We start from the raw sequence: 11,713 nt of genomic DNA on the forward strand, positions 1-11,713 counted from the left end.
CTTGGCCAACTGCTCGTGATCGACGGCGGGTCCCTCGACGATGTGCTCGACCACCCGCTCCGGCTCGTAGACCCAGCCGACCGAAGACTGGTCGGCGCGCAGGCCCAGCCGCGTCGCAGGACCGATCGAGGCCAGTGCGAGTACCCGGCTCCGTACTCGTGCGAGATCACCGAAGTCCGCGGGTCCCAGCACGGTCACGATGCGCGAATCGGACCGAAGCATGTCCAGTGAACTGGCGCGATAGGTCTGAGTCATGGTGCCGTCCTGTGTTGAGCGTGGACAGGGATGCGACGCGGTGACGGTTCGTCGAGCTGCGGCCGGCCGTCCTGTGGCTCGCGACGGGGCGGTTCCCGGTGCCGAGGTTCGGCGTGTCGGGGTTCTCCGTGACGGGATCGAGGTGGACGGACGTCGCTGTCGTCGATCGGCCCGCGAGGTCCGGGGGAGCCCGACGGCCCCGGGCCGTCACCGGACTCGCCGTTGCTGCCTGCGGACAGCTCACGAATCCATCGGACGAGCGGCACGATCAGAACGAGTGCGCCGAACGCCTCCGCGGCGAGGTACGCCCAGCCGACGGCCGCGATGCCCATCGACGACGACAGTGCCACCGAGCCGCCGATGATGATCGAGGTGGCCACCACCTGCACGATCACGGCCAGTCGCATGCGCCGACGGACCCGAGCCAAACCGTCGTACAGGGAACCGACGACGGAGAGCGGGATGGTCAGCGCGGCCAACTGCACGATGATGGTGCCCTGATCGCGATAACCCTGGCCGATCAGGCCGAGTCCGAACGGTGCAACGAACGCCAGGAAGATCGACCCACCCACCGCGACGATGCAGACGAGGGTCATGAATCGCTTCGTCAGGCGGTGGAATTGCGCGGGGTGGGCAGCGACCTCGGCGACGTACGGTCCGATCAACACGCTGATCAGAATGTACAGAGCACTGACGATCGACCAGGTGAGCGAGAAGTAGGCGTTCTGCTCGGCACCGAGGGTGGCGACGACGATCATCGGCACGAGCAGCGGAGCGAGCGAGCCGAGCGCGGTGATGCCGTACGCCGAACCGAAGTACGCCCACATCTCACGCCGGGGCGGCAGATCCGGCTTGCCGGCGTACCGCTGTTCGGTGCGGACGTTCTTCAGGATCGCGCGCAGGACGAAGATCGACGCCACGATCGCGGGGACGGCCCAGGCGGAGATGATCGAGGTACTGCGCTCGGTCGAGAAGAGCGCCAACAACAACACGAACTTGAAGACGGCGTGAAAGACGTTCTTGGCGGCCGCCCATCGGGCGACGCCCAGGCCGGAGGAGGTCTGATCCTGCAGCGCGAACACCGCGAGCACTGCGACGAAGAACGGGAACGAGACGATTTCGGCGGTATTGGTGAACATCTCGTCCACCGGCGCGACCAGCAGGAAGCCGCCGCCGAGCACGAACGCGAACGCGGTGACGGTGAGGTAGCCGCGCACGATGAACGACTTGGCCAACCGGCCCGAGATCGGCAGGAATCGCTCGTACATCGAACCGAGGCTCAGATTGGACAACGTGGAGAGCATCACCGCGGAGGTGATGACCGCCGACGCGCTGCCCACCTCGGCCACGGGATAGAGCCGACCGGCCGCAGCCCAGAACAGCAGGCCGAGTGCGCCGGTGATGGCCGTCGACAGCATCAGGGCCATCGAGTTGAGCGCGAGGTTGCGATCGGACGCCTTCGAACCCGGTCCCGTCTCGGGTGCCGGATGCTCGACGGGGTCGGCGATCGGAGACACATCGACCGAGTGAACGGGATTGTGCCGAGGCACGGTCGGCACCGGCATCGTCGGGCTGTTCATCAGGCCCAGGTCGAACCGCGCCGGTTCGACCGGGTACCACCGAAGTTGTTCGAGCTGCTCGTGTTTGGGTGGCGCAATCCTGGGAGCGCGGTGCTTCACAACCGAACCTTCCCCACCGGCACGGGAGGCGACGGAGCAGTGATCTCGAGGTCGAACGCAGCAGCAGTGGCCGCGAGAAGTTCGGCTCGGACGTTCTCGCGCAGGTCGCGACCGTAGAGCGAGTGATCACCGGACTCGAACGAGGTGACGGTGGGCACGGACGATCGGCGCTGGAGCCGGCGCATTCCCTCCGGGCCCCGATTGGCCTCGAACCAGGCGGTGTCGTTGGGGGAGAGCAGAACTCGTGTCTGCACCCGGCGGTCGCTGAGAATGCGCAACGAGATCTCGGGAACCTGGATCAATCCGCGCCGGCCGAGCCAGATCCACAGGGCATACGGGATTCGCGGCTGCAGTGCATTCTTGGTCCGTACACCCCAGTGGTGCAGACGGTCGAGTGCGCGAGCCTTCAGTCCCGTCTCCTCGATGTGCATCGAGGAACGCTTGACGAATTCGAGTCGACGAGTGGTCCAGTCCAGGGTGTTGAGCAGTACTGCGGCACGAACCCCCAGTTCCCGGGCGGCGAAGCTGGAATACCAGGAGCCCGAGCACATTCCGGCCACCAGGACGTTGTCCGGGGTCGACCCAGACTGCCGGACGGCGGTGAGTGCATCCTCGTTGCCCTCGTCGCTGTAGAGCCGGGTCAACTCCGTATCGGCCACGGTTCCGCTTTCGCCGGTGCCGCGACGATCGAAACGCACCGTGGCCACTCCGAAGCGAGGCAGTAGCCGCGCCAGTTCCACCCACATACGGACCGGACCGACACGGTGCTCGTTGGCGGTGGGATACAACACCACGGTCGGTCCTCCGGGCAGGCACAGATCCGAGGACGACCGAATCGCGAAAAGCTGCTGTGCGCCCAGGTATTCGATGCTCTCCTGAATTCCGTCGACCACTGATCGCGATCGACGCTCCACCGCGACGTCGGCCGCGGGCGTCGCGGGGAACTTCGAAGCCGTCCACGTCGCGAGGTAGGAGATGTCGGACGTCGGGATGACGACCTCGAAATCACTCGGCTCGAGAAAGTCGTCGTGCGCGGTCAGTGTGTGTTCCTGAGCCGAGAGAGTCTCGACGACCCTGCGTACCGGCTTGGTATCGGCTCGCTCGGCGCGCGTGGCCACCAGCACCGGCGCGTCCGTTCTCGTCTTCGCGGCATCGAGCACGGAGAAATCGGCAGCCGAATCGGGATGCAGCACAGCGCCGATGATCGACACCCTGGGATCTGCGTCGGAGTCGGTGGTCACGCTCACCGAATACAGCGCGCGCTGCTCGTGCAGATACGACCGTCCTCTGACCACCGGATCCCACAGCGTCATCGCGGTGAGCGGGCCACACTCGGCGGCGACCGAACACGCCAACAAGGCGCCGACGCGCAGACCCACGAGACCGACGTCGTTCACCCCGCAACCACGAACGTAGGCGACGGCTTCGACGATGCTGCGCTGCCAGTGCGCCACCGCGTCGGGCTGATCCTGATCGCCCCACGAATCCCCGGTGCCGCGATAGTCGAACCGCAGCACCAGAAGTCCCTGCGCACACAGCTTCTGCGCGAGCAGGGTCATGCCGCGATACGAATCGACCTGTTCCTTGCCCAGTGGTGGGCACAGCACCACACCGCCGCGCGCCCGACCGCCGGACGGCACGTGGACGGTGCCGAACAGCGGTGAGTCGGCCGGGCCGAACCACATCGGGTACTTGCCGCCCGCCGTACGCGAAGAGCACTCGGCGGGAACTGAGCCGATGCGCCGGGGAGCGGTGCGGGAACTGTTCACAGTTTGGTCCTTCGTGTACGTACACGGGTGAAGCGGTATCGATCAGTTGCGCAGTGCGGCAGGCCAGGCCGATCGATCGAGTCCATGGGTGCGGAGCATCGCCAGGGCGATGCGTTCCATGCCGAAGCCGACGCAGGCGCTGTGGGCCGGTTCGCCGTCGACGGTCTCGATGCCGAAGGTGTGCCCGAAGTGATCGCGGTGGCAGTTGCACGAGACGACCGCGGTGCCCTCGTCGAGATCTCCGTAGAGCTTGACGACCAGTTCGGTCTTGAGGTTCTCGTTGCGCTGGTTCGCCGCGAGCATGCGTCCGGCGCGACCGAAGAACGGGTCGTTGGCGATGACCGCCTCGGCTTCCAACCCCAGATCTGCCAGCACCTGGAGACCGCGCGGTACCCAGCGTTCGCGGTGTGCGATCGCGTCTTCGGGGGTGCCGACTCGAACGAACTCGTGCATCCGAAATGCCTGCATCCGAGCCGGATCCACCGCGGGCTCGTGCCGGAAGCAGTAGCCGTAGATGTCCATCAGCGTGCCCTCGTCGGGCAGCGTGCCGGTGAGCATCGAGTACGACGGATGGCAGGCAGCCGAGACCAGCATGGTGCCCGCCGAATGCAGGAAGTGATCCCAGTCCTTGCCGTCGGATCGTTCCGCCAACAACGCAGCGTGTTCCTTGTTGTCGCCCTCGAACGTGTTGATGGCGCCGGTGAGGTTGGGGAACGACGCGATGTAGTCGGTGCGCTCGAAGGCTTCCCGAGGGAAGACCGGTGCGAACCGGAATCGAGTGGCCTGACGGCCGTGTTCGGCGACGCCTGCCTCGGTGACGCGGGCATCGACGAACTCGATGATGTCCTCGAATTCGCCACTGCGCCCGTACAATCCGGGGATCGAGCTGGGGACCAGCAAGCCGGCGTCGACGAGCTCGGCGCGGAAAGCGGCTCGGGCCGAGTCGAGTTCGCTGATGTCTGTTTCCGGTGCGGAGTGTGTGGTGGTCATCATTTGCCCTTGTAGACGAGGGAGAGCTGGGCGTTGTGCCCCAGGATGCGTTCGTTGCTGACCATGATCGCGGACCCGTGCGCGTCCCGAAGATGACGGCCGATGCTCATCTCGCCGTCCTGTCGGTACCCGGAGATGCCGCAGATCTGCAGTGCCTTGCCGACGATGTCGATGACGAGCGTCGACGCGGTGACCTTGACGTTGTTGATCTTGAGCGCGAACCCGATGGCTCCGAGCTCGGCGGGGCTCTCGGCGACGGCCTCGAACTTGGCTGCGGCACCGAACACCGTGTCCACCAACTGCTCGTGCACCACCATCAGCTCCGCGAGACGCAGCGCGCTCGGCGGCGGCGTTCCCGGAGTCTTGCGTGCGGCCTTCTGCACCGACTTGCGCGCCTTGGTGACCGCCGCGTCGGCGATGCCGAGCCACGCAGATCCCCACAGCACGTGCGCTACCGGAAGCATGGTCTGAGCGGAGATGTCGCCGTAGTTGTCGCCCAGGATGTTCGACGTCGTCGTGCGCGCGTCCAGCATGAAGCCGGGGCTGCAGGTGCCGCGAAAGCCGAGGGTGTCCCAGGTGCCGGTCTTGACGAGCGTCACGTCGGGCTTCTCGCACACCACGAGCACCTGATCGCTCGGCGGGCTGTCGACGCTGCGCCGCGCCGTCGCCAACACGATCTGCGCGTACTCGCCGTAGGAGATGACCGGTGCGTTCTTGCTGAGCGTGATCTGCTCACCGTCGTACTCCACCGCACAACTGCTCGAGCGGACGTCGCCGCCGATGTTGATCTCGGTGGTGGCCGACGCCACCAGTATGCGATCGGTCACGATGCGACGCTGCAGGTCTGCCATGGCGTCGGACTTGCCGTGGCGGACGATGCTGAGCACCTGTGACTGGTGCATCACGAAGATCATCGCGGTCGATGCGCACTCGGCACCGAGGGCGCGCGAGATCCGGGCTATGTCGGTCAGTGTTGCCCCGCCTCCGCCGAACTCCCGCGGAATTCCGACCCCGAGCAGGCCGGCGTCGCGCAGCGCATCCACCGATTCGGTGGGAAAACGGGCATCGCGATCGACCTCGTCGGCGTAGGTCCGCAGTACGGCCAGCACGTCGGTGATCGACTGGTCGATCGAGCTCTCGTAGACGGTGGTCATGGCCTCAGTCCGTCAGCTGGGCGATGGCCGCGGCGATCGCGTTGATGCTGCCGAACGTCGACTTCTGCAGCATGGTGTCGGGGAATTCGACGTCGAACTCGTCCTCGAGCGCGATCATCACGTTGACGCTGGCGTGCGAGGTGAGGCCGCTGTCGTAGAGATCGGCAGCTTCGTCGATGCCCTCCACGGGAACCGGCAGCTTTCCGAATTTCTCCAGAACGGTTCGCACTCGAACCACGTCGTGAGCATTGAGCGTCTGCATCGAAACCTCCACCGATCGCGTTAACCACGAGACCGGACGGCCTCGTCGTCGACTCAGGGTCGGCTGGCAGTGTGCCTTTTCGACCCAAAGTCTCCCCAGACCCTCTTAAACAATATCGTAGATTGTTTAGTAGCGTTACCGGGATGCCCGCATCGGGTATCCGAGCCGCCGTACACTTCGAGAGGAGCGGGGGCTCGTACGGGCGCCGGATCGGGCGTCGAAACACAATCTGTGAAGGACTGTCTGGTCTATGGGTGGAGTCTGCGGGGTGTCAGTGGGTACCGGTGCCGTGCGCATCGCGTACATCGCCGACGGCCGCCGCGTCGAGGACTCCATCGACGCAGAGGGTGCGCACGACCTGCTGCCCGGCAAGCTCGCCGACCTCGGGCCGTTCGAGGACATCGTGCTCGCCGGATGGGACACCGCAGCCGTGACGGCGCTGCTGGAGACCCTCGGCGACGGCACCGTGCCGAACGCTCGCATGGTCGAGGAATCCCACGCCCTGCTCGCCTATGCCCGCACCGTTCCGGAACTGGCCGACAAGGACTACGTCCTGGTCGTGGATTTGGGCAAGAAGGGGTTTTCGGCCACCGCACTCGATGTGGCGGGCGAGTACGTCGAGTGGACCGCACGCACCGTCGACATCAGCGGTGACCGCTTCGACGAGGTGGTCCGCGGCATCGTGATGGCCAAGGGCATTCTGCCGGCTCCGGTCGGCCCCGAGGGCGATCAGGAGTACCAGGCCTTCTTCCGCGAGCTCAAGGAGTTGGTGAGCACGTCGGTCGGCGTCCGGGCACCCAACCGCGGCCCGATGTTGCTCAGCCGAAAGGAATTCGAGCGAGAGATCACACCGCTCGTCTCCGACGCCCTGGACTGGGCCTCCAAACAGGCACCCGATGCCGTACTGCTGATCGGTGGCGGTGCAGGCATCCCCGCGGTGCGCACCATCATCGAGGACAAGTGGAACGTTCCCGTCCACGTGCCCGACGACCCTGCAATGGCCATCGCCGAGGGTGCGGCACTCGACGAAAGACCCGCCGAAACCCCTTTCGACGGCTCTCTCCACGCCGATGTGGGAATCATCACCGTCCCGGACGACGCGTCGGAGCTGATCGATGCGCCCGAGCTGCTCGCCGAGCCGGAGACGCTGGACTTCGACACCGTCGAGCCGGAGACGCTCGACTTCGACACCGTCGAGGAGTGGTTGGTCGACGGCCACACCGTCGACCAACTCGCGACCGAGGATCTGACGATCCCGTCGACCACCTTCGATACGGCCCCGGCAGACATCGATCTCGACGAACCTGCACTCCTGCAGCCCGAGGTGCTCGAACCCGCAGCACCCGAGCCGGGGGTCGTCGCCGAGCCGGTTCGCCGCGGCCGACGCACCTGGTCGATTCGGGACGCGTCCGTGCTCGCCGCCGTGAGTCTGCTGATCGTCGCGGTGGTGGGATTGGTGTTCACCCGGGGAAACACGCCGCCGCCCACTCCGCTGATCGACCAGCAGATTCCCATCGATTCCACGTTCGCCGCTGCGCTTTCTGCCGTCGCGGGCCCGGCCGACGGGGTCGATCCGGGACCCGCCGAGCTGCCGGTGCTCGGGCCCGTTCGATTGTCCGACGCGGACCTGTACGAGCGGGAGTTCACCTACGCGGGCGAGCTGTACCTACCGACTGTCGATCCGGAGCTGCCGGAATAGACCTCGGGTCCGGTTCGAGCAGGCCGGGTGGGGAGCGCGACAGGTTTCACTACGCCCGGCTCCGCCCACCGCCGGGGCGCGCGCCCCGCCGATTCGGCCGAAGCGGTAACCTGGCGCTCTGGACGAGGTGGATCGCGTCCGAAGACAACTGCCGATCGAAATGAGGCCGACAACCGTGACTGTGCTGCTTGGGGTGTCCATGGGGACCCGAGCCGTGCGCACGGCGCAGCCCCGAGCCGAGCAGTTCGGGTCACCCGTCGGAGACCCATCCGGCCTGGTCACCGACATCGACCGGCCCCTGTTCTTCCGCAACGAACTCATCGACAGTGTCGGCGGAGACCTTCCGCATCTGGCCGCCGAATCGATCAGTGCCGCAGCGGAGAGCGAGCCCGAACTCGCCACCGGCGTCGCCTACCGCGACCCCCGCCAGGCCGACGCGTTGCATGCTGCCCTCAGTGGTGCGCGCCTGCACAACTATCACCTGGTCCCCGAGGTGGAGGCCGTCGTCGAGTACCTGGCGGCAAGGGGCGAGGCCCGCAACTGCAATTCCGTCGCACTTTTCGACCTCGGAAGTTCAGGACTGACCGTCAGCGTCGTGGACCTGGTGCAGCGCACCGTCATCGCCTCGCAGCGATCCGGTGCGTACAGCGGAGATCTGCTCGACGCCTACGTGCGCAACAATCAGCTCCAACGCCTCGGCAAGCAGTCGACCGACCCCGACATGGCGTTGTTCGAGAAGCGCTGCCGCATTGCCAAGGAGCGCTTGTCCACTCAGGACGCGGTATGTCTGCCCGACGCCAGCGGCATGATCCTGCTCTCTCGGGAGAACTTCGAGCTGCTCATCACCGACCTGCTCGACGAGGCCATCGAGTTCGCGCGCGACGTGATGATCGGTGCCAACGTTCCGATCGACGCCGTCGTACTGATCGGCGGTGGAGCTCGCATGCCGATCGTGCAGAAACGCGTCGGACCACTGCTCGAACTCCCGTCGATCGTGCCGACCGAGCCCGAGACCGTCGCGGCACGTGGAGCGGCACTGGCCGCTCGGCCGCATTCACGCACGCGAACCGGAACGAGACGGGCACCGAATCGGCAGGCGACGTCCGCTGCGCCGATGACCGCCGAACCCACGTCGCGGGTCCGCTCGGAACCGGCTTCCGTGCCGCCGCCGCTACCCGCGCCGGTCCGTCCGGTTCCGGCGAATACCGAGTCTCAGCACGCCGCGCCCGGTGTGCCTGTCCAGGCTCCCTCGCCGGCGCGTCCTGTTCCGGCCCGTCCCTGGATAGCGGCGGCAGCGGTCGGCGCGCACTCGCAGGACACGGTGTCCGAGGTGCCGGTGCCCGAAGTGCCGGTGTCCGAAGTCCCGACGTCAGAAGGCCCGGCCGATCCCACCGGTACCTCGGGAGAATTCGCTTCCTCGAGGTTCACGGACTCCGCCGAATCAAGTGCAGTCGATTCGGTTCCGGAGACCTCACCGGTGGTGGAAGATGTTCTCGACGACCACGTGCAGGGGGCGCGGGTCGACGGGGAGGTCGTTGCGTTGAGCGCGAACACGGGGGATTCGTCTGCCGAGAACTCTGCTGCCAAGCCCGAGGCCGCAGACGACGGCAAGCCGGTTCCGTTCCAGCTGAAGAACGTCTACTGGCTCGACGCCGATTACGACGACGACGACGGCGAGGACGACCGCACTCGGGCTCGGCGCAAGCTCCGCACCGGAGGTGTTCTCGCGCTCGGTCTCGCGTTGGTGGTGGGCGGCTCCGCGTTCATGATCACCCAGCAGAACACACCACAGGTGGTCGACACTTCGGTCAGTCGGAACCAGACCGAAGCTCCCGCTGCCACCACCACGGTGACGCCCACGTCGGTGACACCAGCGCCGGTGTTGCCGCCGCCCGCACCTGCACCGGAAACCACGGTCGAACCGACCACCGTGCCACCGGAGACCGAGGTCTACCAGGAGCCGTGGACTCCGGAGCCGACGACGACCACGGCCGAGCCTGCGCCGCCGCCACCCGTCGAGAGCGTTCCTCCGACGACGCAGCAGCCACCGCCGCTGATTCCGGGATTCCCGGATTTCACGCTGCCCGGTTTCCCGCCGATTGCCCCGCCCGCTCCCTGACCCGATTCACTTCTCTCCGTGAGTGTTTCGCGGCCTGATGTGCTCGAAGATCAGGATGGTCTCGGTAGCGGCCACAGCAGGGTCAGCGCTGAGATTCTCGACGACGAAGTCGCGAAGAGTGGCGGTGTCGACGGTTGCCACATGCACCAGGAAGTCGTCCGCACCGGCAATGAAGTAGATGTTCAGCGTCTCCTTCCGTGAGGCGATCTTCGAACCGAATTCGCTGATGCGTCGTCGAGCATCTGCTTGCAGCCGAACCGAGATCATGGCCTGAATGCCCTGGCCGAGTGCCTCGGGGTCTATCTCGGCGTGGAAGCCGCGGATGACGCCGCGTTCGACCAGAGCACGAACCCGCGCCAGTGCGGTCGACGGTGCGATCCCGGCCGCGGCAGCGAGCGCGTTGTTGGGTGTACGGGCGTCGCGGCGGAGCTCGTCGAGCAGGATGTGGTCGATTCGGTCCAGTGGCACCGACCGAACATCGTTCGACCGAGACCCCGCTTCACCCGTCTCGAACGAACTATTGCTCACCATTTTGGCATCGTACAGAATTATATTCACTTCCGTTGCAGGTATTTCGTAGATAATTCATAGTTGGCCTACACGGATGGAGCCCCGGCTTCACATCACCCGCCACCGAGGAGGCCGCCATGAAGATCGGAATTCCACGCGAGATCAAGAACCACGAATACCGGGTGGCCATCACCCCGGCAGGCGTGCACGAACTGGTCTCGCGAGGACACGAAGTGATCATCGAAACCGAGGCAGGAGCCGGTTCGTCGTTCACCGATACCGACTACAAGGCCGCCGGGGCGCAGATTCTCACCGATGTCGCCGAGGTCTGGGAGTCTGCGGACCTGCTCTTGAAGGTCAAAGAACCTATCGCCGAGGAGTATTCACGCCTGAGGAAGGGGCAGGTGCTGTTCACCTACCTGCACCTCGCGGCGTCCAAGCCGTGCACCGATGCGCTGCTCGAGTCGGGTACCACCGCCATCGCCTACGAAACAGTCACTGCTGCAGACGGTTCCCTGCCGTTGCTCGCCCCGATGAGTGAGGTTGCCGGACGCCTCGCGCCGCAGGCCGGTGCCTACCACCTGATGTCCAGTGAAGGCGGGCGCGGAGTTCTGATGGGCGGAGTTCCCGGAGTCCGCCCCGCCAACGTCGTGGTGATCGGAGCCGGCGTGTCCGGAAGGAACGCCACCGCAATCGCTTTCGGCATGCACGCCGACGTCACCGTGCTCGATCTCGATGTGAAGGCGCTGCGCGCCATCGACGATCAGTACCGCGGTGCGGTGAAAACTCTGGTATCCAACGCTTACGAGCTCGAACAGGCCGTTCTCGCAGCGGATCTCGTCATCGGCGCAGTGTTGGTACCCGGAGCGAAGGCGCCGAAGCTCGTGTCCAACAGTCTGGTTCAGCGTATGAAGCCGGGTTCGGTTCTGGTCGACATCGCCATCGATCAGGGCGGCTGCTTCGAGGATTCGCACGCCACCACCCACGCCGATCCCACGTACAAGGTGCACGAGTCGGTGTTCTACTGCGTCGCCAACATGCCCGGTGCCGTACCGCGCACGTCCACCTACGCGCTCACCAACGCCACCCTGCCGTACATCGTCGCACTCGCCGACAAGGGTTGGGAAGCTGCCTGCGAGGCGGACCCGGGTCTCAAAGCCGGCCTGAGCACGCACAACGGTGCACTGTTGTCGGAGACCGTCGCCGCTGCGTTCGCCTGAGCGGCTGCGCCGCACGTGAGTGGAAGCTCGTAGTGGGCTACGAGTTTTCGTGCACG

At 65.9% G+C, this 11,713-nt stretch carries 10 protein-coding genes; 3 read left to right on the forward strand and 7 right to left on the reverse strand.

From position 1 onward, the window contains the following. The 6 genes from CH256_RS09950 to CH256_RS09975 all read right to left on the reverse strand — a co-directional run. Nucleotides 1–255 (reverse strand): hypothetical protein (locus tag CH256_RS09950; protein ID WP_373454800.1); only part of this gene is annotated, 255 nt, incomplete at its 3' end. Further along, nucleotides 252–1,934, reverse strand: coding sequence for a lipopolysaccharide biosynthesis protein (locus tag CH256_RS09955; protein WP_176460196.1), 1,683 nt, complete (start codon nt 1,932–1,934; stop codon nt 252–254). The genes CH256_RS09955 and CH256_RS09950, both read right to left, overlap by 4 nt. Further along, nucleotides 1,931–3,703 carry an alpha/beta fold hydrolase gene (locus CH256_RS09960; RefSeq protein ID WP_231893801.1) on the reverse strand — a complete coding sequence of 591 codons (1,773 nt, stop codon included), beginning with the start codon at nt 3,701–3,703 and terminating at the stop codon, nt 1,931–1,933. Before CH256_RS09960 ends, CH256_RS09955 begins: the two co-directional genes overlap by 4 nt. Before the next feature lie 42 nt (nt 3,704–3,745). After that, on the reverse strand, nt 3,746–4,693 hold the full coding sequence (locus tag CH256_RS09965; protein ID WP_068055441.1) for an amino acid--[acyl-carrier-protein] ligase: 948 nt from the start codon (nt 4,691–4,693) through the stop codon (nt 3,746–3,748). Then, entirely contained in the window at nt 4,693–5,847 is a 1,155-nt protein-coding gene (locus CH256_RS09970) for an acyl-CoA dehydrogenase family protein (RefSeq protein ID WP_094640808.1), read from the reverse strand. Before CH256_RS09970 ends, CH256_RS09965 begins: the two co-directional genes overlap by 1 nt. Before the next feature lie 4 nt (nt 5,848–5,851). Then, nucleotides 5,852–6,109 carry an acyl carrier protein gene (locus CH256_RS09975; protein ID WP_032396368.1) on the reverse strand — a complete coding sequence of 86 codons (258 nt, stop codon included), beginning with the start codon at nt 6,107–6,109 and terminating at the stop codon, nt 5,852–5,854. 268 nt (nt 6,110–6,377) lie between these two features. On the opposite strand from CH256_RS09975, the gene CH256_RS09980 reads away from it, so the two are divergent. Together CH256_RS09980 and CH256_RS09985 are read left to right on the forward strand one after the other, a co-directional pair. After that, on the forward strand, nt 6,378–7,808 hold the full coding sequence (locus CH256_RS09980; RefSeq protein ID WP_143536547.1) for a hypothetical protein: 1,431 nt from the start codon (nt 6,378–6,380) through the stop codon (nt 7,806–7,808). Between the two features lie 175 nt (nt 7,809–7,983). Further along, nucleotides 7,984–9,927, forward strand: coding sequence for an Hsp70 family protein (locus CH256_RS09985; RefSeq protein WP_094669489.1), 1,944 nt, complete (start codon nt 7,984–7,986; stop codon nt 9,925–9,927). A gap of 6 nt (nt 9,928–9,933) precedes the next feature. Here CH256_RS09985 and CH256_RS09990 read toward each other — a convergent pair whose 3' ends face one another. After that, nucleotides 9,934–10,458 (reverse strand): Lrp/AsnC family transcriptional regulator, encoded by a 525-nt coding sequence (locus tag CH256_RS09990; protein WP_068055430.1) that lies wholly within the window; start codon nt 10,456–10,458, stop codon nt 9,934–9,936. Between the two features lie 116 nt (nt 10,459–10,574). Here CH256_RS09990 and ald point away from each other — a divergent pair, with 116 nt between their 5' ends. Beyond that, on the forward strand, nt 10,575–11,657 hold the full coding sequence (gene ald, locus CH256_RS09995; protein WP_094669490.1) for an alanine dehydrogenase: 1,083 nt from the start codon (nt 10,575–10,577) through the stop codon (nt 11,655–11,657). Nucleotides 11,658–11,713: the final 56 nt, after the last annotated feature.

The organism is Rhodococcus sp. 05-2254-6 (assembly GCF_002258565.1).
In the GTDB taxonomy this organism is placed as follows: Bacteria; Actinomycetota; Actinomycetes; order Mycobacteriales; family Mycobacteriaceae; genus Rhodococcoides.